Here is a 23,848-nt window from a genome sequence, read left to right on the forward strand (position 1 = left end):
GGTCAGTCCTGTCCGGCGAATCGGTTGGCGGGACGGGTGAAGCCGAGCCGCTCCCGGAGCACCCCGGCACCCGGCCCCGGGTTGTCCGACCGCAGCAGGGGCAGGACTTTCTCGGCGATCGCGTCCAGGCCGGACGGCAGTGCGAGCGGGCGGAGCGTGACGCCGTCGACGTCCTCGGCGGTCACGTCGGCGATCAGCCGGGCCAGTCCCGCCGCGTCACCGCGGTAGAGCACCGACTCCGGCTCGTACCCGCTGCCGGACCAGTTCTCGAGCTGGGCGAGGTCGCGTTCCGCCGCGTCGGCGGTCTCGGCGATCACCACCTCGACGTCCAGCAGGATCCGCAGCAAGGCGGAGTCCCGGCCCGCCTCGGCGGCGGCACGTCGCACCCGGTCTGCGGCGTCACGTGCCGCGTCCACGGTGGTCGCGCCGATGCGGATCACGTCGGCGCGCGCCGCGGCGACCCGGGTGGAGTGCTCGTCCCGCGCACCGATCACGATCAGCGACTGCCCCTGCGGCGATCGCGGGGTGATCGACGGCCCCTTCACCGAGAAGTGGTCCCCCTCGAAATCGATGTAGTGCAGCTTGTCCCGGTCGATGAAGCGGCCGGTGCGCACTTCGCGGATCTCGGCGTCGTCCTCCCAGCTGTCCCACAGCAGGCTGACGACCTCGATCGCGTCGGCCGCCTCCGCCCACAAACTCTCGGCATCCTGTGCGTCCTTGCGCCCGAACAGATTCGCCTGCGCCTGCCCGGCCGACACGTCCACCTGCCATCCGGCGCGGCCGAGCGACGCGTGGTCGAGGCTCGCGATGGCCTTGGACACGTGGAACGGTTCGGTGTGGGTGACGGTCACCGTCGGAACCAGACCGATCCGCTCGGTGGACGCGACGGCCCGTGCGGCGATCGCCACGGCATCCAGTTGTCCACGCTGATCGGCGTGCCCGGTCGTGGCGATCGCGAAGGAATCGCCGACGAAGGCGAGATCCGCTCCGGCCGAGTCGGCCTGCCCGATCAGGCCGGTCCAGTAGCCGGCGGTGAAGAGGTCCTCGGCGCGCGAGTCCTGGCGACGCCAGGACTGCGGATGAATCCCCGTGCCGTACAGATCGACGGCGACGAGGGGACGGGATGGCTCAGGCATGAATCGATTCCTCCAGCTGTGCGGAACGTGGGCGCCCGACGGACCGTCCCGGGATGGCGTCGAGCAGCTGCCGGGTGTAGTCGTGGCGTGGGTTGTCGAATATGTCGGCCGCGGCGCCCGATTCGAGGATGCGACCGGACCGCATCACCGCGACCGTGTCGCTGATCTGCCGGACCACGGCGAGGTCGTGTGAGATGAACAGGTAGCTGAGCCCGAGGTCCCGCTGCAGGCGCTCGAGCAGCCCGAGGATCTGCGACTGCACCGAGACGTCCAGCGCCGACACCGGTTCGTCGAGCACGACGAGTTCGGGGTGCAGCGCGAGCGCGCGGGCGATGGCGACCCGCTGCCGTTGGCCGCCGGACAACTCGGCCGGTCGGCGTTCGAGATAGGTGCGCGGCAACGCGACCTGCTCGAGCAGTTCGGCGACTCGCGCCTCCTGTTCCACCCGGGTGCCGACACCGAACGCACCGAGCGGTTCCGCCACGATATCCGCAACGGCCAGCTTCGGATCGAGGGACGCATAGGGGTTCTGGTACACGATCTGCACTCGGCGGCGCAGGGCGCGCAGCGCGCCGCCGCGCAGGGTGGTGATGTCCCGGCCGTCGAACTCGACGCGGCCTCCGGTGGGAGACTCCAACCGGATCGCGATCCGGGCCACCGTGGACTTGCCGGACCCCGACTCCCCCACCAGCGACAGGGTGCGCCCGCGCGGGACCTCGAACGACACGTCCTGGACGGCGTCGATGGCCGTGCGCCGATCGATCCGGAACGTCTTGGACACCCCGGACACCCGCAGCACGACATCGGGTTCGGCTCCGGCCGCCTCCGCGGCGCGGCTGGGCCCCCGTCCCACCGAGAGACTCGGCGCCGCGCCCAGCAGGGTGCGGGTGTACTCGTGCTGGGGGTTCTCGAGGATCTCGCGGGTGGGGCCCGTTTCCACCACCTCACCCTGGCTCATCACCACGATCCGGTCGGCGCGGTCGGCTGCGACACCCAGATCGTGCGTGATCAGCAGGACCGCGGTGCCGGATTCGGCGATCCGCGCGTCGAGGTGATCGAGAATCCGGCGCTGCACCGTGACGTCGAGTGCGCTGGTCGGCTCGTCCGCGATCACGAGTTCGGGGCTGCACGCCAGCGCGATCCCGATCAGGACGCGCTGCCGTTGCCCGCCCGAGAGGTCCTGCGGGTACTGTCTCGCCCGCACCTCGGGCTTGTCGATCCCGGCTTCGGAGAGAATGCGCACCGCCTCGACGGCGGCCGTCCGCCGGTCGGCGAGACCGTGGATCCGGAGCACCTCGGCCACCTGGGCGCCGACCCGCAGGACGGGGTTGAGCGACGTCGTCGGGTCCTGGGGAACCAGGCCGATCCGGGCGCCGCGGACCCGTCCGAGTGCGCGCTCCGACTTGGTGTCGAGACGCCCACCGTCGAATGTGACGGTGCCGGCGACGGCCCGCCCGGATCCGCTGAGCAGTCCGAGGATGGCGTGCGCGGTGGTGGATTTTCCGGAGCCGGACTCGCCGACCACGGCCACCACTTCGCCGCGCGAGACCGTGAGGTCGACGCCCTGCACGGCCTCGACGGGATCGCCGGCGCTCCCGTACGCGACCCGCAGTCCGGAGACCTGCAGCAGCGGAGTGTCGTTCGCGCTCATCGCACTTCCCTCTGTTCCAAGGCATGCCCGAGCCGGTGCGCCGACAGCACGACGGCGACGATCACCAGTCCGGGCAGGGTTGTCATCCACCACGCGGTGGCGAGGTAGTTCCGTCCCTCGGAGATCAGCGACCCCCATTCCGGGGTGGGCGGCACCGCGCCGAATCCGAGGAAGCTCAGCGAAGACACCGCGAGGACCGCCATGCCGAACTCGACGGCAGCCAGGGCGACGACCGGCGCGTACGAGTTCCGCAGCACGTGGCGGCGCAGCACCGTGTGCCGCCGGACGCCCGACGCGAACGCGGCCTCGACGTACAGCGACCGCCGCACCCGCAGCACCTCCGACCGCATCACGCGGGCGAAGTTCGCGATCAGCGACACTCCCACCGCGATCGCGACGTTGACCGTGCCGAATCCCAGTGCGGTCACCAGTGCGAGCGAGAGCAGCAGCGCCGGGATCGACAGGAGGACGTCGACGACGCGCATCAGGAAGGCGTCCAGCGCACCTCCGACGGCACCGGACAGCAGGCCGATCAGCGAGCCGACGACCAGTGCGATGCCCACGGCCAACAACGTTGCGGTCAGCGACAATCCGGCGCCGTGGACCACGCGGGTATACACGTCGCGGCCGATGTTGTCGGTGCCGAACCAGTGCGCGGCGCTCGGCGCCTGCAGTTTCTGGGCGGGCACCCCGACCAGCGGGTCGCCGCTCGCGAACACCGACGGCGCCACCGCGAATCCGACCGCGACGAGGAGCACCGCGGCCGAGGCCACGAGCACGAGATTGCGACGCAACCACGTCACCACGCGGCGTCCGCGGCTGTCCGACTCGGACGCGATCACGGGCGGCGGTTCGACCGGCGGAGTGCCGAAACCCTCGGCCTCGTCGATCAGTTCCCTGGTGAGGATGTCAGACATGAACCTTCTCCTCCACATCCGCGCCGCCGCTGCGGTCCGAACTGCGCCTGCCCTCGACGATCCGGGGATCGATCAGCGGGTAGAGCAGATCGACGGCGAGATTGACGAGTACGTAGACGACGGAGCTCAGCACCACGATTCCCTGGACCACCGGAATGTCCTGCGCCATCACGGACGTCTGGGTGAGCCGCCCCACCCCGGCGCGGGAGAACACCGTCTCGACGACGACCGATCCCGCCAGCAGATTGCCCACGAGCACACCGGCGATGGTGAAGGCGGGAATGCTCGACAGGCGCAGCGCGTGCCGCGTCTGGATCTGCCAGCGGGACGCGCCCTTCGCCCGCGCGGCTTCGATGAACGGCTGCCGCCACGTGGTCTGCAGACTCGCCGCCAGCACCTGGGCGATCACCGCGCCGGTCGGCAGCGCGAGCGTCACCGCGGGGAGCACGAGCGTCGCGATCCCCTGGTCGCCGAACGCCGGAAAGGCCTTCAGCCGGAACGAGAACAGCTGCAGCAGAATCAGACCCACCCAGAACGTCGGCACCGCGACACCGAGCGGAGGCAGCGAGAACAGCAGATTCCGCACCCAGTGGACCCTGGTGTAGGTGGCGAGGAACGCGACCGCTGCCCCGAACACCACCGCGAGAAGCAGCGCCGCGGACGCCAGCGCGAGCGTGCTGGGGACCGCGTTCCCGATCGCCTCGGTCACCGACTGCCCGGTGGCGATCGAGTACCCGAAGTCACCGCGGACGGCGTGGCTCAGCGAATTCCAGTACTGCACCCACACCGGCTGGTCGAGTCCGTACCGCGCCTGCAGTTCCGCGACGGCGGCCGCGTCGACCGTCGTCCCGGTGGACGCCGAGTCGACGGCGATGCTCACCGGATCGGACGGCAGGAGGAACAGCACGGCGAACGACACGGTGAACGTCGCACACAGGACGGCGATCGCCTGCAGCACGCGGAGTCCGAGGTAGCGAATCATGGCTCAGCGTCCGCTGATCCAGGCATCGAAGAACTGGAGCCGGGCCGAGGCCTCGAACTTCAGGTCCTGCACGTTCGGGCCGGCGCCGATCGCCTGCGACAACTCCACCGTGGGAATCCACAGGCCGTTGTCGAGCACCTGCTTCTGGGCGTCGGCGACGAGCGCGCTCCGCGCGGCGGGATCGGTGGTGGCGAGCTGCTTCGCCAGCACGTCGTCGAGCGCGGGAATCGGACCGCGGCTGTTCAGGTTGCGGCCCTCGAGTCCGAACTGGGTGCGGAGGATGTCACCGTCGGCGCGGGTGCTGTTGTAGTAGGTGGCGTCGAAGTCCTTGGCATTCTGGCGAGCGGTGGCCTCCGGGGTGGACACGAGATTCAGCTGCAGATCCACTCCCACCTCTTTGAGCTGCTGCTGCACCAGTTCGAGGATGGCCTGGTTGCCGGCGAACACGGAGCTGAACAGAACGGGGAAGCTCAGCTTCTGACCGCCCTTCTCCCGGATGCCGTCGGCACCGGGAACCCAGCCCGCCTGGTCCAGGATCGACTTCGCCTTCTCCGGGTCGAATGTCACGTCCGGCAGCGCCACGTAGCCGGGGGTGCGGCTGGCCAGCGTGCTGGTGGCGGGCTTGAAGTTGGGCCCGAGCACGGTGTCGACCAGTTCCTGCCGGTTGATCGCCGGGACCAGCGCACTGCGCACGACCGGATCGACGAGCGGTCCGCGGGTCACGTTGGGCTGGAAACCGAACGGCGTCCCGGGGTTCGACGTGGTGAGCACCTGCCCGCCCGCGCCTTCGATCTGCGGGGCATCCTGCGGCAACGCGTCACTGATCGCATCCAGCTGTCCCGAGGACAGGCTGCCCGTGCGGACACCGGATTCGGGCACGACACTGAACTCGATGGTGTCGAGGTAGGCCTCGCCGTCGTGGCCGAACACGTCCGAACCCCAGTCGTATCCGGCGCGCTTGGCGAGGGTCACCGACTTGTCCTGCTGGTAGTCGGCGTACGTGAACGGCCCGGTGCCCGAGATGTTGCCGGCGCACCGCTCTTCGGCGGACTTCGCGACGGAACTGTCGGACAGGATGCCGAGCTGCGGGGTGGACGACGCCTGGAGGAACTGCGCGTTGGGTGCGGCGAAGTCGACCTGCGCGGTCTGCGGGTCGATCACGGTGGTGCCCTTGTATCCGGTGAGGTAGCTGGCACCCAGTGCGGCCTTGGCTCCGGTGAGGGTGTTCACGATGGCGTCGAGGTTCTTCTTCACCGATTCCGCAGTGAAAGGTGTTCCGTCACTGAACGTCACCCCTTCCTTCAGGTGGAACGTGAAGGAGGATGCGTCGGCGTCGGTGTCCCAGCTCTCGGCGAGCCACGGCTTCAGTTCGCCCGTCTCCGGGTCTTGGTCGGTGAGCGAGTCCACCACCTGACGAGCCACGTAGATCGTCTGATTCGTGCCCGACTGCGCGGGGTCGGCGCACGTGGGTGCCTGGGAGAGGCCGTAGCGGAGTGTGCCGCCCGGCTGTGCGGGGCCCGCATCCGCGGAGGAACTGCTGGAACCGCCACCGCAGGCGGTGAGCGCCGTGGCCAGCACGGCGGCGGCGCCGATACCTGCTGCGATGCGGGCACCGCGGTGGGGCGAGGACAAAAGCACTGATGGCACCGAGAACTCCGTGATCTCGAAGAAGTGCCGTGCGCGCTGCCCGTCGTATCGGCAGCGCTCACGCGCACAGGAAGGTGAAGGACACCGGATCCGACGCGGATGCGGTGTGAAGAGCCGGAACCCCGAGAGATCGGGGTGTCAGGTCAGCTGTGACAGATCGAGGTGGACAGCCGGCAGAGATCGACGTGCAGGCGCCCCCAGGCGCTCACGAAACCTTCGGTCAACATCGTTCCTCCATCGATCCCGGCGGTAGCACCCGCACCCGCAGGGCGGGGGGTTGCTGCGACGTCAACGAGCCAGGTCTCTCGGTCGCTCTGGATGGTCGTTACCGAGTGTAAGAGATCGCCGGTCGCGGCGCCACACGGACCCCGCTACCCGACCGCCTGCCGGGACTCGACCTCCCGCCGCGACAGGGCGGGCCGGAGCCCGAGGTGCTCACGCAGTGTGGAGCCTTCGTATTCCGTTCGGTACGAACCTCGCTCCTGCAATTCGGGCACCAGCAGGTCGACGATCTCGTCGAGTCCGGTGGGCACCAGATACGGCGAGATGTTGAATCCGTCCGTCGCCCCACTGCGAACCCACCGGGTGAGTTCGTCGGCGACCTGCCCGGGGGTGCCCGCGAAACCGGAGCGCTGGGTGGTCGCGATCGCCACCTGACGCAGCGACAGGTTCTGCGCCTCCGCCAGTGCCCGCCATTCCCTGGCGATGGCGAGCGGATCCTTTCCGTCACGCGCCGCCCCGCGGGTGACGGAGATCGGCGCGGGCACCGGATCGAATTCGGGCAGTGGACCGTCCGGGTCGCGATCGGACAGATCGCGGCCCCACACCTGACCGACCAGAGACAACGCCGTCTGCCCGGTGTACTGGCCCTCGAGAACCCAGCGCACCTTCTCCTCCACCTCGGACGCGTTCTCCGCGAGCACGATCTGCGTGCCCGGCAGAATCTTGACGTCGTCCTCGGGGCGCCCCGCACGACGCACTCTCGCCCTGATGTCCTCGGCGAAGGCGAGCGCCGCGTCGAAATGCGTTCCGTGCCGGGAGAAGATCACGTCGGTGTGCGCGGCCGCGAAGTCCCGGCCCGCCGGTGAGTCACCGGCCTGGAAGATGACGGGGTGTCCCTGGCCGCTGCGCGGCAGCGTGGGGGTGATCGTGACGTCGAACTGCGACGTGCGCCGGGACACCTCCCGCACCCCGTCCGGGGTTGCCCACGACGGCGCGTCGGTCCTCGTCGCGACCGCGCCGTCGGCCCACGCATCCCAGATCGCCCGGGCGGTGTCGAGGAACTGCCCGGCCCGCTCGTACCTGTCCGCGTGATCGAGGAAGCCGCCGCGCCGGAAGTTCTCACCGGTCCAGGCATTGTCCGTGGTGACCGCGTTCCAGCCGGCACGGCCACCGGACAGCAGGTCCAGCCCGGACAGCCGCCTGGCGAGGTCGGCGGGCTCGTTGTAGGTGGTGTTCTGGGTGGCCACCAACCCGATGTGCCGGGTGATGCCGGCGAGCGCCGCGAGCTGGGTGATCGCGTCCGGGCGGCCCACGATGTCGAGATCGAGAATCTTGCCCTCCTGTTCCCGCAGGCGCAGGCCCTCACCGAGGAAGAAGGCGTCGAACAGGCCGCGCTCGGCGGTCAGTGCCACCCGCCGGAACGTCTCGAAGTCGATCTGCGATCCGCTCGACGGATCCGACCAGATCGTCGTGTGGTTGACGCCCTGGAAGAAGACACCGAGGTGCACCTGGGCGCCGGGTCGGGCGTACGAGTTGTCGGTCATGTTCTCCACAACCTTTCAGCGAGAAGAGTGTTCGAGGCGCTCGGCCTGGAATCGGGTGACGGGACGGTCGAGGCCCAGCGTGCCGCGCAGGGTCGAACCGGGAACGGGACGGTGGGCGATGCCGGCACGGAGAAGCGCCGGAACCACGAACCGGGCCAGCACCGGAAGATCCTCGTCGACGACGGCGGGATGCAGGCGCACGCCGTCGACGTGCGCATCCAGGGTCCGCAACAGGTCCACCAGCCCGGTGGCACCGCCGGCGAACGACACCCGTCCGCTCGGCTGGGCAGGCGTCGACGCGCCCAGCGCGACGTCCAGTTCCGCGAACACCAGCACCGCCCCGCCGGCCTTTGCGCGCACGGCGGCCTCGACGGTGTCCTCGACGGTCGGTCCGGACACCAGCACCACGTCGACCAGCGACGGATCGGTGTCCCCCGCGCGGCCGAACACCACCAGTTGCCCCTGCGGTGGTCGCGGCACGATCGCCGGACCCTTCACCGAGTAGGTCTCGCCCTGGAAGTCGAGGTAGTGCACTCGGTCGCGGTCGAGGAAACGTCCGGTCGCGTAGTCGCGGATCACCGCGTCGTCCTCCCACGAATCCCACAGATCCCGGACCACGGTGATCGCGTCCCGTTCCTCCTGCGCGAGATCGGCGGGTGCGGTGACCTCCGCCCGGCCCAGTGCGCTCGCGACCCGCGGGTCGGTGTCGCGTGCTGCGATCCAGCCACCGCGACCGCGCGACGCGTAGTCGAGCGTCGCGAGCTGGGAGGACGTGTGAAACGGCTCGGCATACGTGGTGCCGACGACCGGTACGAGTCCGATCGTGCTGGTGGTCGCGGCGACGAACGCCGCGCGGTTCACCGCGTCGATCCTGCCGACGGGTCCCCCGCCGGCGCCGGGAGGCAGGAGCGAATCATCGAAGGAGGCGAACGTGAAACCCGCGTTCTCGGCCGCCGCGACCCGGTCCGCCACCGTTCGCCCGGTCAGCAACCGGTCGGGTGTGTGCGCGGCTCGGCGCCAGGCTTCGGGATGCGCACCCTCGCCGTCGAGTTCGATGCCCAGAACCAGGCTCATGCGTCTTCCTCCTCGGTGCCGGCAGCGAGGGGGCGGCTCGGAATGGTCTCGCGCAGCGCGGGTGCCACCTCGGCCTGGAACAGTTCCAGGCTCTCGCGGTGCTGCTTGTCGGTGCCGACGCGGTCGGCGCTCAGGTGGATCACCTCGTGGCCGAACTGCTCGTGGTAGCGCTGCACCTTGTCGATCACCTGCTGCGGGCTGCCGATCAGTGCGGAACTGCGTTCGACGAAGTCCTCGACGGTCTCGAACACCACCGGAAGTCCTGCCCTGCGGGCGAAGTCGAGGCGAGCGGCGTGAATGGGACGCCACACGTCGAGCCCGTCCTGCGAGTTCGGAGTCACGTAGAACCCGGCGGTTCCGGCGCCGACGAGGGCGTCGGCGGGATCGTGACCGTAGTGCGTCCACCGTTCGCGGTAGTGCCGGACGAGTTCGGCGTAGGAGTCGATGGGATATGTCACGTTCGCGGAGAAGATCGGATCACCGTAGCGGGCCGCGAGATCCACCGACTCCTTGCTCGTCGCGCTGCCGTGCCAGATCCGGATTCGCCGCTGCAGCGGGCGGGGCAGGGCGACGGCGTGCTCGAGCGACGGGCGGAACGTGCCTTCCCAGGTGACGTCCTCGCTCTCCCACAGCTTCCGGAACAGCTCGTACCCTTCACGGTTGCGGTCCCACTGGTCGTCCGGCGTGACGTGGAACAGCTGCGCCTGCGCGGTGCCGTTTCCCTTGCCGATGATGAGCTGCAGCCGGCCGCCCGACAGGTTGTCGAGCGTCGAGTAGTCCTCGAACGCACGGACCGGGTCGAGCAGACTCAGCGTGGTCACCGCGGTCCACAACTGCAGAGTCGTGGTCCGCGCCGCGATGGCACTGAGCACCACGGGCGGCGACGAGGACAGGAACGGATGTTCGTGGCGCTCGCCCACCGCGAAACCGTCGTACCCCAGTTGCTCGGCGAGCACGGCGGACTCCACGACCTCCCGCAGCCTGGCCGCGGTGCCGATCTTCTCCCCGGTCACCGGATCCGGTTGGTGCGTGATCAGGCTCATCAGCAGAAACTTCATACGGACTCGTACTCCTTTGCGGCACAGTCGGAAGGCAGAGCGGCGGTGTGCAGACACTTCTCGAATCCGTGGACCCCAACGTCCTGCGGAGGGAGGGAGCGGTCGAACAGCGCCGTGTATCCCGCGGCCAGGTACAGGGCCACCGCCTCGGGCTGCCGCGGGCCCGTGGTGAGGAAGACACGGGAATAGCCGGCCCGGACGATCTCGGCCTCGAGCTCCCGCAGGACGATTCGTCCGAGGCCGCGGCGGCGGTGCGCCGACGAGGTCCAGATCCGTTTGAGTTCGGCCGTCGTGTCGTCGTAGCGGCGGAAGGCTCCGCCCGCCACCGATGTCCCGCCCTCGACGACGACGAGCAACGCGCCACCCGGCGCGGCGAACTCCTCCGCCGGATACGTGCTGAGGTCCTCGTACATCTGGTCACGCGAGCGCCCGTACCGAGTGCTGTATTCGGTCGCCAGTTCTTCGAGCAGCGGCGCGGCCAGTGGATCGCTCTGTTCGACGAACACGGTCTGCACGGGATCGGTCCTCTCGCTCACTGTTCCTCCTGTCAGCTGGTCTTCGGGAGCCCGGGCGGGTTGACGACCGACGTGTTCACGGCCTCGTTCGCAATGTTCCAGCGGTCGAGAACCTGTGCGTACGTACCGTTCTCGATGACGTGGTTGATGGCCTCGTTGACGGCGGTCACCAGCCCGTTGTCCTTCTTCGTGAGCACGGCGATCTCACCCTGGAGTGCGTCGCCCGCTCCGGAGAACGTTCCGGCGATCTCGGTCTCCCCGGCCTGCGCCACGTGGAACGACGACGACGGGTTGGGGCCGAAGTAGGCGTCGATCCGCCCCGACGCGAGAGGCAGGTAGTAGTCGGTGGCGTTCTGGTAGTAGGTGATGTCGGTGGGTTCGAGGCCGGCCGCGACGTTCTGCTCACTCCACTTCACCAGCAGCGCTTCCTGGTTGGTGCCGGAGGAGACCGCGATCTTCAGCCCCGCGACATCCTTCGGGCCCTCGATCTGGATGCCGCTGTCCTTCTTCGTCTCGAACGCGACAGTGTCGAGGCGGTACGTCGAGAAGTCGTACTTCTCCTTCCGCTCCTCGGTGACGGTGACGTTGGAAATGAACGCGTCGGCCTCCCCCGAATCGATGCGGACGAAGTTCTGCGCCCAGTCCGCGGCCTGGAGATCGACCTTCAACCCGAGAACGTCGCCGATCAGGTACGCGAAGTCGGTCTCCGAGCCGATGAGCGTCTTGTCGTCGTCGGCGTAGAAGCGCAGGGGCGGGGCGGAACCGGCGCTGCCCGTCACGATGAGCGTGCCGCGGTCGCGGATCTGCTGGGGAACCTTCGCGGCGATCGACTCGACCTCGTCGGTGGTGATGCGGTTCTGGTCTGCGGTGAGGTTGTAACCGGCGGCCGAGGTCGGCCCCGATCCCTCGTCCTCGACGTCGCCGCCCCCGCACGCGGCGGCGAGCAGCGCGACGGTGGTGAGGGCCGAGGCCAGAATCTTCGTACGGAACCGTGCGGTGGACATGTGTGCCTTTCGGGGATCCACACCGATCGTGTGGAAAACAGGGTGTGGAGGTCAGAGAACTCGGGAGAGGAATGCTTTGGTGCGGTCGTGCTGCGGGTCGTCGATGACCTGCGCGGGCGGCCCCTGCTCCACGACGACGCCGGCGTCCATGAAGACGGCGGTGTCGGCGACCTCCCGCGCGAAGCCCACCTCGTGGGTGACGATCACGAGGGTCGCGCCGTCTCGTGCCAGTTGCTTGATCACGGCGAGGACCTCGCCGACCAGTTCCGGGTCGAGGGCCGACGTGGGCTCGTCGAACAGGATCACCGCCGGGCGCAGTGCGAGGGCCCGGGCGATCGCGACCCGCTGCTGCTGGCCGCCGGACAGCTGCCGCGGGTACTCGTGGGCCTTCTCACCCACGCCGACCCGTTCCAGCAGCGCAATCGCCTCGGCCTCGACCTCGGCCCGGTCGCGGCCCTGCGCCGACACCGGCGCCTCGATCACGTTCTCCAGCACCGTGAGGTGGGGGAACAGATTGAAATTCTGGAACACGAATCCGATCCGGGACCGCTGCTTCAGGATCTCGCGTTCACGCAGTTCGTGCAGTTTGTTGCCTTTGCGCCGGTAACCGATGAGGTCGCCGTCGATGCGAATGGTGCCCCGGTCGACCTTCTCCAGGTGGTTGAGCGTGCGCAGCAGTGTGGACTTGCCGGAACCCGACGCCCCAGGATCACCGTCACCTCACCCTTGCGGACCAGCAGGTCCACACCCTGCAGGACGTCGAGTGCGCCGAAGGACTTGTGGACTCCGCGAACTTCCACCGCGTACTCCGCCGGATGGGCTTCGGTCGTCATTTCGTGGCACCTCTCGGTACGGAGACACCGGCGTCACGGATCTCGGCGAACTTCCGGGTGAGCTTCTGCCACGGAGTCGGCGGCAGTGCCCGAGCCGATCCACGCGCGTAGTGCCGCTCGACGTAGTACTGGCCGATCGACAACAGCGTGGTCAGGATGATGTACCAGATCGTCGCGACCATCAGCAGGGGCACGACGCGACCGTTGCGGCCGAAGATCACCTGAACCTGGTAAAACAGTTCCGCGATCGCCATCGTCGACACGATCGACGTGCCCTTGAACAGGCTGATCACCTCGTTCGCGGCGTTCGGCAGGATCCCGCGCATCGCCTGGGGCAGAACGATCTTGAAGAACTGGCGACGGCGCGGAATGCCCAGCGACTGCGCGGCCTCGATCTGCCCGTGGTCGACCGAGATGATGCCGGAGCGGATGATCTCCGCGGAGTACGCGGCCTGGTGCAGGGCCAGACCGATGACGGCGGCGGTGAAGCCGCTGATGACGCCGTTGACCTCGAACGTGAAGAAGGCGGGTCCGAACGGAATACCCAGCGAGAGAGTCTGATACAGGTACGTGATGTTGAACCAGAACAGGAGTTGCACGATCAGCGGGATCGACCGGAACGCCCAGATGTACACCCAGGCGATCACCTGCAGCACCGGGTTGTGCGACAGACGGCTGACCGCCAGCACCACCCCGAGCGCGAATCCGAGGACGGTCCCCCACAGGGTAAGCTTCACCGTCATCCACAGGGCCTGCAGCACCGAGCCGGCGGTGAAGTACTTGGCGAACGTCGCCCAGTCCCACCCCGGGTTGGTGGCGAGGCCGTGGACGAACTGGGCGAGCAGCACCAGTACGGCGGCGCTGACCACCCACCGCCACGGGTGCCACCGTCGCGCGACCTCCAGCGCGGCGTCGCCGGGCCGGTCGCGGTCGCCGGAGGGTGCGGAATCGAGGGGCGCGGCCGAACGCGCCCGGACGGGGGCGCTCACGCTCGCTCACCACTGGGAACAGACATCACCGATGCGGCCTTTCACCTGGAAACGGGACGGGTAGGGGGCGCGTCTTCCGCGGGAGGCGGGCGCGCGTCACGCGCTCACCTGGCGTTTTACCCGGTGAGCGTGCTGTGGGACCTCGTCAACAGTGGCAGGAGGTGGTCCGGCACAGGTCGATGTGCCGTCTGCGCCACGCAGGGCGCGCGAGGTAGTTCATGTGCTGCCTTCCATCGATCCCGGCGGTAGCACCCGCACCCGAAAGATTCGGAAGGGTTGCTGCGACGTCAACGAGCCAGGTCTCTCGGTCGCTCTGGATGGTTGAAGCGAACACTAGCCGCATTCCCGGACGCCGTCAACACGGGGTATTCCCCTGCACCACAGGGGAAATGGCGTCATATAGGCGCAAGAATCACGGTGCGCAGAAGTACTGACACGTGGCCGAGGATGCGGTTGGGTGGGACGCGCAGTCGCGTATCGCCAGCGCGGCGCGACCCGGCCGCCGGGCCGTCCGAGGCCCTTGTAACGTCGCCTCGGTGACACCACTCGAAGTCATCGCGATCCTGGTAGCCGGCGTCGGCGCGGGCGCGATCAACGCCATCGTCGGCAGCGGCACGCTCATCACCTTTCCCACCCTGGTGGCATTCGGGTTCCCTCCGGTGACCGCCACGATGTCGAACGCGATCGGCCTGGTCGCCGGTGGCGTGTCCGGCACGTGGGGGTACCGGCGGGAACTGGCCGGGCAGGGACCGCGGCTGCGGTGGCAGATCCCGGCATCGCTGTGCGGCGCGATTCTCGGCTCGTGGCTCCTGCTGCACCTCCCCGAAACGGTGTTCGAACTCGTCGTCCCGGTGCTGCTGATCCTCGCCCTCATCCTGGTGGTGCTGCAGCCGAAGATCCAGGCGTGGGCCAAGCAGCGCGGCAGCCACGAGGCGGGCCTGAGCCCGACGCGCCTCGGCCTGCTGACCGTCGGCACGTTCGCCGTCGGCGTGTACGGCGGATACTTCACCGCGGCGCAGGGCATTCTGCTGATGGGCGTGATGGGCGCGATCCTGCCGGAGAGCCTGCAGCGGATGAACGGCGCGAAGAATCTGCTGTCGCTCATCGTCAACGTCGTCGCGGCGACCGCGTACACACTCGTGGCCTTCGACCGGATCAGCTGGGCGGCCGCCGGCCTCATCGCGGTGGGATCATTGATCGGAGGCGTCCTGGGCGCCCGATACGGCCGCCGCCTGTCCCCCACCGCGCTGCGGGGAACCATCGTCGTCGTCGGTCTCATCGGCCTGTTCCGGCTGCTCGCATAGTCGCGCATGCACCCTCCCGCTCCCCCATACTGAGTCGGTGAGCAACGAAGTAGAGCACCCGGGCTGGACCTATCTCATGGACATGGACGGCGTTCTCGTCCACGAAGAGCACCTGGTCCCCGGCGCCGACCTGTTCCTGGCCGAACTCCGGGAGTCCGGTACCCCGTTCATCGTCCTGACCAACAATTCCATCAGGACTCCGCGCGATCTCCGCGCCCGGCTGCTCCGCACCGGCCTGGACATTCCGGAGGAATCGATCTGGACGTCCGCCCTGGCGACCGCGACGTTCCTCGCGAACCAGCGCCCCGGCGGCAGCGCCTACGTGGTCGGCGAATCGGGGCTCACCACCGCACTGCACGACATCGGATACGTCCTCACCGAGAACGATCCCGACTACGTGGTCCTCGGTGAGACCCGCACCTACTCCTTCGAGGCCATCACCACCGCAATTCGACTGGTGGAGAGAGGCGCACGCTTCATCGCCACCAACCCCGACCCCACCGGACCGTCGCGCGAGGGTTCCCTTCCGGCGACCGGATCCGTTGCGGCACTGATCAGCCGGGCCACCGGCCGCGACCCGTATTACGTGGGCAAGCCGAACGCGCTGATGATGCGCTCCGCGCTGCGGGCCATCGGCGCGCACTCCGCGAACACGCTGATGATCGGCGACCGCATGGACACCGACATCGTCTGCGGGCTCGAGGCCGGGCTGCAGACCATCCTCGTCCTCACCGGAATCTCGACGCGGGACTCGGTGGAGTTGTTCCCCTACCGTCCCACCGCAGTGCTCAAATCGGTCGCCGACCTGGTCGGCCGCACGTCGGATCCCTTCGGCGGCGATGCGGCTTCGCCGCCCGTGAGTACTTGTTAACCGCCCGACGTTAACAAGTACTCACGACCGGCGGCAGCCGGTGACGCCCCGAATGGTCGCTGCCCGGTACGTCCCGAATGTGATCCGGTTCCCGTCTTCGCCGGCGAACGTCACGTCGTGGCGTCCGGGCTCGTCGGCGTGGACGTCGAGCCGGTCCATCCCTGCGCCGGTGGCGACCGCACGGGCCGCTGCCAGCACGGCCGGCCAGTCGGCGTCGCGGATCGGGGTGTCGGACAGCAGCGCTCGTGTGGTGACGGACTGTCCCTCCGTGTACGCATACGGTCCGGGACATCCGCCGCCCTGGCTGCGTTCACGGTGCCACCGCCACCGGACATCCGGAGCGATCGCGCCGACGGCCTCGCTGATCCGCACCAGCGCATCGGTGACGTGCCGCTCGGTGACGGCGAGCGTCGGCCTGCCGGTCAGGGTCTCGGCCGCCGCCGCAATCTCCTCGTCGCCGAAGTTGTACGGGTTGTCCGTCACGTCACCACATCCGCTCGTCAGGATCGCCGCGCCGATCACGGCGACCGCCTTCATTGCCCATTCGCCGCGGACCGTCACCGGATCGCCAGTTCCGGCATGCCCGCGACGATCACCGCCATGTTGTAGCCGGACGTCCGTAACTCTCCGTTGCCGCTCGGCCGTGGATACTCGCTGTGCCCGTCGGCATCTTCCCGCTGCACGCCGTCGGGGGTCGACGCCTCGCGCACCGACAGTTGTTCGAGGTCCGTCTGCACCGGATCGGGGCCGAGCCTGCCGAACCCGTCGACCACGCTGATGGGGTCGTCGTGCGCGCGCATCACGAATCCGTGACCTCGAGCCAGCCCGAGGTCCGATTCGTCGTTCGCGTGGAACCCGGGCGACCCGTAGAACACGGCGTCGTCGACCGGTTGCCGCGGTCCCGCGTCCTGCAGGGCCAGGCCCTGGGTGCACGAACCATACGAATGGCCGAGCGCGGTGATGTGCGGATCGGGCGTCTGCGAGGCGACGTCGAGGCCCTCGTAGAACGCGGCGAGCTTCGGTGCACCCGCGGTCGCGCGGTCGGACTGCCAGGAATCGACGAGCCATCCACGCCCGAGATTCTGGTCGATGAACGGCACATCGAAATTGCCCGGACCGGTGGTCGTCGGCGGTTGATACCCCAGCCACGCGATCGTCGACACCGTGTCGTCGGTGCGGCCGGAAAGGTCGAGCTGCCGTTCGATTTCCGCCTTCAGCGCCGTCGCCTCGTCGGCCATTCCGGCGAGGGAGCCCACGGTGGTGTCGATGCCCGGCGTGGTGACCGAGATGTGGTCGGCGGTATCGGGGTTGCCGAGCGCGAACGCGGCCATCGTCCGTTCACCCGACTGCAGGTCGAGCAGCATCAGCCTGCCGTCCGGGTGAGCGCGCACGAGTTCCTCGAGGTTGTCGAGGTCCCGCAACTTCTGCTCGGCGTACCACAGTTCGGCGTCGTCGTCGGTGAATGTTCCACCGAACATGTTGTGGTCCAGCCTGTCCCGGAGTCGGTCTCGTTCCGTCTCCCACCGCGACCGCTCGTCGTCGAACCGGGTCACGTTCGCCTCGTGCCGCACCGCGGACGGGATGCCGTCGCGATTTCCCACCCATTCGGGATGCTGCTCGACGACCTCTCGCCGCTGGGCTGCGGGCAGGGCGTCCCAATACTCGCGGTTGGCGAGCAGGGAGCCGTCCGGCGGAGGCGCCGGGGCGGACAGTCCGCGACCCACCTCACCGGGTTCGGCCACGCCGTGCGCTGCCCGCGTCAGCACGGCAGCCGCGTCGGCGACGAGGTCTTCCGCCTGGAGTATCAGCGCCCGGGCTGCGGCGCGTACCTCTTCACGCAGCGCGGCCGCGGAGCCGTCGACGGGCGGTCCGGCGATATCTCCGTTGTCGGACAGGACAATCCCGTGGGCGGCCGCCGCGTCTCGGACGCCGTCGAGTTCGGTCTGCAGGTGCGCGACCGCGTCGAACAGCTCGCGGGCCAACGACTCGACGACGGCGACGGCAGCCGCCTCGTCACTCAGGTCTTCCGCGACGGTCCGGAACCGCCGGCGTGCGGCGTCCGCAGCCTCGTCCTCCCACCCCGGCAAGTGGCCGATGTCGGCGAGACCGTCCCGCACGAACGCGAGAGTCGCCGCCCGCTCGGACAGCGACCGTTGCACGGCCGACAGCGCGCGGGTGTCCCACTGGGCTATGTCCCTCAGATTCACGATCCCCCCCAGGATGCATAATGCCCGTACCCTAGCGGATCAATCGCGTCCGCGGGAGTCCGATCTCGTCTCGACCGACACGAAGGATCGAAAATGAGCGGTTCCACCCACGTCGACACCGGTGCCCTGCACGCGGCGGCCGGTCAGCTCGACGCCCTGTTCGACGAGGCGTCCTCACGGCTCGACACCACCGACACGGCCGTCTCCGATTCGGCGGCGGCCTGGCCGGAGGCTGCCGGCGCCGGGTTCGCCCTGTTCACGTCCTACCTCGACGGAAGGCGGGAGTCGTTGCAGCGCACCCTGGCCGAGATGTCGGCGTCACTCGTCGAGTGCGCACGCCGGTACGACACCCAGGACGCGGCGACCGCCGAGCGCCTCCACGCGGTCGCACCGGCCACGAGCCTCGACCTCTAGGCCCTCCGGGCTCGTGCGCCTTTCTGGTTGCGGGAACAACCAGAAAGGCGCACGGGCGCGAAGCGCCTATCCCAGTGCCTGCTCCAGGTCGGTCAGCAGGTCGGCGGTGTCTTCGAGGCCCACGGAGAGCCGGACGACGCCGTCGGTGATGCCCACTGCCGCACGACCTTCCGGTCCCATCGCCCGGTGGGTGGTGGTGGCCGGGTGGGTGATGAGCGACTTGGAGTCGCCGAGGTTGTTGGAGATGTTGACCAGCCGCAGGGCGTCGAGGAGTTCGAATGCCCGCTTCTTCGCTTCGCTCTCGGACGCGTTGAGCGCGAAGGTGACGACGGTGCCGCCGCCGCTCATCTGCCGCTTGGCGAGGTCGTGCTGGGGGTGCGATTCGAGGTACGGGTACTTGACCCAGTCGACGGCGGAGTGCCCTTCGAGGAACTGGGCGATCTCCAGTGCCGAGCCGACCGAGTGCCGCACCCGGATCGGCATCGTCTCGAGCCCCTTGAGGAGCGTCCACGCGTTGAACGGGCTCAGCGCCGGCCCGGTGTGGCGCATGAGGTTCTGGACGGGACCCTCGATGTAGTCCTTCGGCCCGAGGATCGCCCCGCCGAGCACGCGGCCCTGGCCGTCGATGTGCTTGGTGCCGGAGTAGACGACGATGTCGGCGCCCAGTTCCAGGCTGCGCTGCAGCAGCGGGGTCGCGAACACGTTGTCGAGCACGACCTTGGCGCCGGCGGCGTGCGCGAGTTCCGCGACCCGGGGCACGTCGACGAGCGTCTGCATCGGGTTCGACGGCGTCTCGAAGAACACCGCGGTGGTCGGCTCGGACAGCGCCTGTTCCCACTGGTCGAGGTCTTCACCGTCCACGAACACCGTCTCCACGCCCCAGCGGGGCAGGATCTCGTTGCACACCACGAAGCAGGAGCCGAACAGGCTGCGCGCCGCGACGAGGCGGTCGCCCGCCTTCAGCAGTGCGCCGAGTGCGGTGAACACGGCCGACATTCCGCTGGCGGTACCGAAGCACGCCTCCGCGCCCTCGATCAGGCGCAGCCGCTCCTCGAACATCTTGACGGTGGGGTTGCCGTACCGGGAATAGACGAAGTGGTCGATGTCGCCGGTGAACGACGCCTCGGCCGCTCCCGCGCTCTCGAACACGAAACCGGAGTTCAGGAAGATCGCTTCGGACGTCTCCTCGAAGCCGGAACGGAGGGTTCCTCCGCGCACGCTGATCGTGCCCTGGCCGATGTCGTCCGGCAGCGCCTTCTGAAACGCGCCACCCTGAGGAATTGCACTCACCACTGCCTCCACGGCAGGCCCAGAGCCCGCCAGCCGACCGCCCCACGATGACCGTCGGCGTCCAGGCCGCCTTCGAAACCGTCGAGCACGTTGTACGACGGGCCGATGCCCGCCGCTGTCGCGGCTTCCGCCGCACCGATGGACCGCTGGCCGGAGCGACACAGGAAGATCACCGGGGCGTCCTCGCCACCCGCGATCCCGGCCTCCTTCAGCTGGTCCACGAAGTTGTCGTTACGACTGCCCGTCGGGTAGCTCACCCATTCGATCAGCACGGTCTTCCGCCCGAGGGAGGTCGTGTCGGGAACTCCGACGTATTTCCACTCGGCGTCCGTCCGCACGTCCACCAGGACGGCGTCGGGATGGTCGCGGAGCAGCTCCCAGGCATGCTCCGGCGTTATGTCGCCTGCGTAACTCACCATGTCAGCTTTTCACAACCCTGTTCGGTGCGCCCTTCCGGGCAACGGTCAGTTGCAGACGACCCATGTGTCGCCGTCCCGAGTCAATTGCCAGGTGTCCGTCGTCTCGCCTTTGCCGTCGTCGGCGCTGACCCGGACCTCCGCCCGGGCCCGGTCGCCGTTGACCTCGGACGACTCGACGCCCTGCAGCGTGACGTCGCCTTCCCTGCCCCGGAGCACGTCGCGGTCGTCGGACCACGACGGGCAGACCAGCGTCTTCTGCAGATCGGCGTCGTCGTGGTTGTGGGCCTGGATGAAGTCGGCGACCGAACGGTTGATGCGGTCCGCTTCCGTGACGTTCTCGTCGGCGGGCGAGAGCATGCTGGACACCACGATGGCGACGAGGATGACGACGATGACGGTGACGGCGGCGATGAACGGCACCGCCGTGGTGCGCCGGGGATCCACCGGATCTTCCGCGCCTCCCGCGTCGCGCTGAGGCGATTCGCTCGAACCGGACATGACTTCCCTTCGATCTCGGCGTGGTCACGAGTGTATAGAGCTGCCCCTACAAATCGTGTTTGTGACCCCCCAACGCGGAGGCGACTACCCTCTACAGGCGGAAGTCCCGAGAATGGGCCCTGCCCTGTCTGCTGCACCTCGGCCACCCGATTAGGCTGGGCTTAATTTAAGCTGAGGTTTCGTTGTCCGCCCTTCAGAAGGTAGTTCGCTCCAGATGACTGATCAGACACGTCCGTTGCGCGTTGCGATCGTGGGTGCCGGCCCCGCCGGTATCTACGCAGCCGACGCACTCATGAAATCCGATGCCGCGTCTGACGGCGGGATCAGCATCGACCTCTTCGAGCGGATGCCTGCCCCCTTCGGTCTGATCCGGTACGGCGTCGCCCCCGACCACCCGCGCATCAAGGGCATCATCACCGCCCTGCACAAGGTGCTCGACAAGCCGTCGGTCCGCCTGCTGGGCAACATCGACTACGGCAGCGACATCACCCTCGAGGATCTGCACTCCTTCTACGACGCGGTGATCTTCTCCACCGGCGCCAACGCCGACCGAGCCCTGAACATCCCGGGCATCGAACTCGACGGCAGCTACGGCGCCGCCGACTTCGTCTCCTGGTACGACGGCCACCCCGACGTCCCGCGCACCTGGCCTCTCGAGGCCGAGAAGGTCGCCGTCCTCGGTGTCGGCAACGTCGCCCTCGACATCGCGCGCGTTCTCGCCAAGACCGGCGACGAACTGCTGCCGACGGAGATCCCCGCCAACGTCTACGAGGGACTCAAGGCCAACAAGGCCGTCGAGGTCCACGTGTTCGGCCGTCGTGGGCCCGCGCAGGCCAAGTTCACCCCCCTCGAGCTGCGTGAACTCGATCACTCGCCGACCATCGAGGTCATCGTCGATCCCGAGGACATCGACTACGACGAGGGCTCCGAGCAGGCCCGGCGCAACTCCAAGCAGGTCGACATGGTCGCCAACACCCTGCAGGACTGGGCCATCCGCGACGTGGGCAACCGCCCGCACAAGCTGTTCCTGCACTTCTTCGAATCGCCCACCGAGGTGCTCGGCGAGGACGGCAAGGTCGTCGGTCTGCGCACCGAGCGCACCCAGCTCGACGGCACCGGCAACGTCAAGGGCACCGGCAAGTTCAACGACTGGGAAGTCCAGTCCGTGTACCGCGCGGTGGGTTACCTGTCGCAGAACATCGCGAAGCTCCCGTTCGACGAGCAGGCGGGCACGGTCCCGAACGAGGCCGGACGCGTCATCGCCGACGACACCGCCGAGGGCAGTGCCCGGTTCATGCCCGCCACCTACGTCACCGGCTGGATCAAGCGCGGTCCGGTCGGCCTGATCGGCCACACCAAGGGTGACGCGAACGAGACCGTCGCGAACCTGCTCGAGGACCGGACCGGCTTCCCCGAGCCCGCGAACCCGGGCGAGGACGCGATCATCGAGTTCCTCGAGGGCAAGCAGGTCCCGTACACCACCTGGCAGGGCTGGTACCGCCTCGACGCACACGAGCGCAGCCTGGGCGAGCCCGAGGGCCGTGAGCGGATCAAGGTCGTCGAGCGTGAGGACATGCTCAAGGCCAGCGAGCCCGACAAGGCCTGATCTTCCGACTCGGTGCGAAGGGAACCTCCCGCGGGAGGTTCCCTTCCGTCGTCTCGGCGGACGGCTCACCCGGGATGCCGACACGACGTCCCGCCCCGACCGCCGCACAAGGCAGGATATGAGTCGTGTTTGACGCCCACGTTCACATCATCGATCCCCGGTTCCCGGTGGTCGAGAACCACGGCTACCTTCCGGAGCCGTTCACCGTCGCCGACTACCGGGCGCGCACGGAAGGCTTCGGTGTGGACGGCGGCGCCGTCGTCACGGCCTCGTACCAGGGCACCGATCAGAATTACCTGAAGGCCGCGCTCGCGGAGCTCGGCCCCAGCTGGGTGGGGGTCACTCAGATGGAGCTCGACACCACCGACGAGAGCATCCTCGAACTCGACCGCGCCGGGGTCCGGGCCGTCCGATTCAACCTCCGGCGCAGCGCCACCGACGTGAAGCTCCTCACCAAGCAGGCCCTGCGGGCGTACGAGCTGGCCGGCTGGCACGCGGAGTTCTACGTGGACGCCACCCTGCTGCTGTCGCTGGAGCCGGTGTTCGCCAAGCTGCCCGCCGTGTGCATCGACCACCTGGGGATGTCGACGCGGGGCCTGCCGTACCTGCTCGATCTCGTCGACCGGGGTGTCCGGGTGAAGGCCACCGGGTTCGGGCGGACCACCATCGAGAACGTCGGCGACGTGCTGCGCAAGATCCACGCCGTCAACCCCGAGGCGTTGATGTTCGGCACCGACCTACCGGGCAGTCGATCCCGAAGAGTGTTCCAGGACAACGACATCGACATCGTCGCGGACGCCGTGGGCGACGACTTCGACAAGGTCATGGGCGGCAACGCGCGTGCGTGGTACCGCTGCGACACTCCCTCGGGAACCTGCTAGCAGGCAGGACCCTCGTCAACAGCCTTCCATCTGCACGCTGTTCATCGACACCATCTCGGCCACCGGCGGCGTCTGCGGCTGCGCCACCAGCCACGTGTTGTAGTTGGTCATGGCGTCGCAGTCGAGCTGCTCCCGGCGTTCCTGCCGCCGCTCCCGCTGCCGGTCGTCCATGTCGTCGCCGTTCCGGTCGACGGCGATGCCACCGGTGGTCGATCCGTTGGCCTGCCGTTCGAGCCCTCGGACGCCGTCGGGGGTCATGATCCAGCCGAGGGTGTAGTCGGTGCCGTCGTGGTTGGTGGTTGCCCGGAACAGCCCGTCCTCCGCGGCGACCGGTTGGGCCGTGAACGCCTTGTCGGGCATGCCCGGCGCGCTGACCTGCCCCGTCACGGTTCCGTCGCTCATCGATGCGGTGAGCGTCGCTCCGTCCGGCGAAGACAGCGTCGCCTTGTCGCCGTCCATGGTGCCGGTCATCCACGTCCACATCTCGTCGCCGTCGCACAGGAAGGCGACCATGTCCTCGCCCGACCTGGCCAGCGCGATGTACGCGTCGGTCCCGTCGACCGCCCCGACGTAGGTCGGGTCCATCTGCGGGGTCATCACGAAGGGTGACGGAATCTTCTCCATCATGTTCGACGCGGGCGCCGCTTCGCCGCTGCTCGTGGCCTCCGCGGCGCTGGTGGCGCTCGGCGCGGACGAGTCGGACGAGTCGTTACCGCAGCCACTCAGTGCGAGGGTCGCGGCAGCGAGCGGGGCCAGGATCCAGGTCGTCTTCTTGTTCACGGCGCA

24 protein-coding genes, 1 pseudogene and 2 riboswitches are annotated in these 23,848 nt (G+C 68.6%); of the genes and pseudogenes, 5 read left to right on the forward strand and 20 right to left on the reverse strand.

Annotated elements, in window-relative coordinates:
- Positions 1-2: 2 nt before the first annotated feature.
- From ROP_RS09615 to ROP_RS45220, 14 genes and pseudogenes are all read right to left on the reverse strand, one after another.
- Positions 3-1,136, reverse strand: a complete 1,134-nt coding sequence (locus tag ROP_RS09615; RefSeq protein ID WP_012689137.1) for an LLM class flavin-dependent oxidoreductase — start codon at positions 1,134-1,136, stop codon at positions 3-5.
- Entirely contained in the window at positions 1,129-2,787 is a 1,659-nt protein-coding gene (locus ROP_RS09620) for a dipeptide ABC transporter ATP-binding protein (protein ID WP_012689138.1), read from the reverse strand. The genes ROP_RS09615 and ROP_RS09620 overlap by 8 nt, the downstream gene beginning before the upstream one ends.
- Positions 2,784-3,704 (reverse strand): ABC transporter permease, encoded by a 921-nt coding sequence (locus tag ROP_RS09625; protein WP_012689139.1) that lies wholly within the window; start codon positions 3,702-3,704, stop codon positions 2,784-2,786. The genes ROP_RS09620 and ROP_RS09625 overlap by 4 nt, the downstream gene beginning before the upstream one ends.
- On the reverse strand, positions 3,697-4,686 hold the full coding sequence (locus tag ROP_RS09630) for an ABC transporter permease (RefSeq protein WP_012689140.1): 990 nt from the start codon (positions 4,684-4,686) through the stop codon (positions 3,697-3,699). Before ROP_RS09630 ends, ROP_RS09625 begins: the two co-directional genes overlap by 8 nt.
- A 3-nt stretch (positions 4,687-4,689) precedes the next feature.
- A complete protein-coding gene (locus ROP_RS09635; RefSeq protein WP_043824506.1) occupies positions 4,690-6,324 on the reverse strand; it encodes an ABC transporter substrate-binding protein in 1,635 nt (544 codons plus the stop codon).
- Positions 6,325-6,476: 152 nt separating this feature from the next.
- On the reverse strand, positions 6,477-6,560 hold the full coding sequence (locus tag ROP_RS45215; protein WP_310794466.1) for a putative leader peptide: 84 nt from the start codon (positions 6,558-6,560) through the stop codon (positions 6,477-6,479).
- Between the two features lie 4 nt (positions 6,561-6,564).
- Positions 6,565-6,658, reverse strand: a riboswitch (SAM riboswitch).
- A 46-nt stretch (positions 6,659-6,704) separates the two neighbouring features.
- Positions 6,705-8,099 (reverse strand): NtaA/DmoA family FMN-dependent monooxygenase, encoded by a 1,395-nt coding sequence (locus ROP_RS09640; protein ID WP_012689142.1) that lies wholly within the window; start codon positions 8,097-8,099, stop codon positions 6,705-6,707.
- Between the two features lie 15 nt (positions 8,100-8,114).
- Positions 8,115-9,173 (reverse strand): LLM class flavin-dependent oxidoreductase, encoded by a 1,059-nt coding sequence (locus ROP_RS09645; protein ID WP_012689143.1) that lies wholly within the window; start codon positions 9,171-9,173, stop codon positions 8,115-8,117.
- Positions 9,170-10,231: an LLM class flavin-dependent oxidoreductase gene (locus ROP_RS09650; protein WP_012689144.1), complete on the reverse strand. Its 1,062-nt coding sequence runs from the start codon at positions 10,229-10,231 to the stop codon at positions 9,170-9,172. Before ROP_RS09650 ends, ROP_RS09645 begins: the two co-directional genes overlap by 4 nt.
- Positions 10,228-10,767, reverse strand: a complete 540-nt coding sequence (locus tag ROP_RS09655) for a GNAT family N-acetyltransferase (RefSeq protein WP_012689145.1) — start codon at positions 10,765-10,767, stop codon at positions 10,228-10,230. Before ROP_RS09655 ends, ROP_RS09650 begins: the two co-directional genes overlap by 4 nt.
- Positions 10,768-10,778: 11 nt before the next feature.
- Positions 10,779-11,750, reverse strand: coding sequence for an ABC transporter substrate-binding protein (locus ROP_RS09660; RefSeq protein ID WP_012689146.1), 972 nt, complete (start codon positions 11,748-11,750; stop codon positions 10,779-10,781).
- Positions 11,751-11,801: 51 nt separating this feature from the next.
- Positions 11,802-12,583 (reverse strand): annotated as a pseudogene (locus tag ROP_RS09665) (amino acid ABC transporter ATP-binding protein).
- The gene (locus ROP_RS09670) at positions 12,580-13,572 is read right to left on the reverse strand and encodes an amino acid ABC transporter permease (RefSeq protein WP_012689149.1); all 993 of its coding nucleotides are present in this window, start codon (positions 13,570-13,572) and stop codon (positions 12,580-12,582) included. The pseudogene ROP_RS09665 and the gene ROP_RS09670 overlap by 4 nt, the downstream one beginning before the upstream one ends.
- A 145-nt stretch (positions 13,573-13,717) precedes the next feature.
- Entirely contained in the window at positions 13,718-13,792 is a 75-nt protein-coding gene (locus tag ROP_RS45220) for a putative leader peptide (RefSeq protein WP_368681154.1), read from the reverse strand.
- Between the two features lie 7 nt (positions 13,793-13,799).
- Positions 13,800-13,896, reverse strand: a riboswitch (SAM riboswitch).
- 212 nt (positions 13,897-14,108) lie between these two features.
- Between ROP_RS45220 and ROP_RS09675 the strand changes: the two genes are divergently transcribed.
- Together ROP_RS09675 and ROP_RS09680 are read left to right on the forward strand one after the other, a co-directional pair.
- On the forward strand, positions 14,109-14,876 hold the full coding sequence (locus ROP_RS09675) for a sulfite exporter TauE/SafE family protein (protein WP_012689150.1): 768 nt from the start codon (positions 14,109-14,111) through the stop codon (positions 14,874-14,876).
- Positions 14,877-14,952: 76 nt separating this feature from the next.
- Positions 14,953-15,747, forward strand: coding sequence for an HAD-IIA family hydrolase (locus ROP_RS09680; protein WP_050785049.1), 795 nt, complete (start codon positions 14,953-14,955; stop codon positions 15,745-15,747).
- A 21-nt stretch (positions 15,748-15,768) separates the two neighbouring features.
- On the opposite strand, the gene ROP_RS09685 is transcribed toward ROP_RS09680, so the two are convergent.
- Together ROP_RS09685 and ROP_RS09690 are read right to left on the reverse strand one after the other, a co-directional pair.
- A complete protein-coding gene (locus tag ROP_RS09685) occupies positions 15,769-16,308 on the reverse strand; it encodes an LppA family lipoprotein (protein ID WP_012689152.1) in 540 nt (179 codons plus the stop codon).
- Positions 16,305-17,954 carry an alpha/beta hydrolase gene (locus ROP_RS09690; protein ID WP_012689153.1) on the reverse strand — a complete coding sequence of 550 codons (1,650 nt, stop codon included), beginning with the start codon at positions 17,952-17,954 and terminating at the stop codon, positions 16,305-16,307. The genes ROP_RS09685 and ROP_RS09690 overlap by 4 nt, the downstream gene beginning before the upstream one ends.
- 93 nt (positions 17,955-18,047) lie before the next feature.
- On the opposite strand from ROP_RS09690, the gene ROP_RS09695 reads away from it, so the two are divergent.
- Positions 18,048-18,368: a type VII secretion target gene (locus ROP_RS09695; RefSeq protein WP_012689154.1), complete on the forward strand. Its 321-nt coding sequence runs from the start codon at positions 18,048-18,050 to the stop codon at positions 18,366-18,368.
- Between the two features lie 66 nt (positions 18,369-18,434).
- Here ROP_RS09695 and ROP_RS09700 read toward each other — a convergent pair whose 3' ends face one another.
- From ROP_RS09700 to ROP_RS09710, 3 genes are read right to left on the reverse strand one after another with little or no spacing between them, the layout of a single operon-like run.
- Positions 18,435-19,658 carry an O-succinylhomoserine sulfhydrylase gene (locus tag ROP_RS09700; protein WP_012689155.1) on the reverse strand — a complete coding sequence of 408 codons (1,224 nt, stop codon included), beginning with the start codon at positions 19,656-19,658 and terminating at the stop codon, positions 18,435-18,437.
- Positions 19,655-20,074 (reverse strand): rhodanese-like domain-containing protein, encoded by a 420-nt coding sequence (locus ROP_RS09705; RefSeq protein WP_043826401.1) that lies wholly within the window; start codon positions 20,072-20,074, stop codon positions 19,655-19,657. Before ROP_RS09705 ends, ROP_RS09700 begins: the two co-directional genes overlap by 4 nt.
- A 48-nt stretch (positions 20,075-20,122) precedes the next feature.
- Positions 20,123-20,575 carry an Rv0361 family membrane protein gene (locus tag ROP_RS09710; protein WP_012689157.1) on the reverse strand — a complete coding sequence of 151 codons (453 nt, stop codon included), beginning with the start codon at positions 20,573-20,575 and terminating at the stop codon, positions 20,123-20,125.
- 214 nt (positions 20,576-20,789) lie between these two features.
- On the opposite strand from ROP_RS09710, the gene ROP_RS09715 reads away from it, so the two are divergent.
- Positions 20,790-22,181 (forward strand): FAD-dependent oxidoreductase, encoded by a 1,392-nt coding sequence (locus ROP_RS09715; protein WP_012689158.1) that lies wholly within the window; start codon positions 20,790-20,792, stop codon positions 22,179-22,181.
- A gap of 125 nt (positions 22,182-22,306) precedes the next feature.
- Entirely contained in the window at positions 22,307-23,062 is a 756-nt protein-coding gene (locus ROP_RS09720; protein ID WP_012689159.1) for an amidohydrolase family protein, read from the forward strand.
- Positions 23,063-23,077: 15 nt separating this feature from the next.
- On the opposite strand, the gene ROP_RS09725 is transcribed toward ROP_RS09720, so the two are convergent.
- Positions 23,078-23,842 (reverse strand): hypothetical protein, encoded by a 765-nt coding sequence (locus tag ROP_RS09725; RefSeq protein ID WP_012689160.1) that lies wholly within the window; start codon positions 23,840-23,842, stop codon positions 23,078-23,080.
- Between the last annotated feature and the right edge of the window lie 6 nt (positions 23,843-23,848).

The organism is Rhodococcus opacus B4 (assembly GCF_000010805.1).
GTDB classification, from domain to species: domain Bacteria; phylum Actinomycetota; class Actinomycetes; order Mycobacteriales; family Mycobacteriaceae; genus Rhodococcus_F; species Rhodococcus_F opacus_C.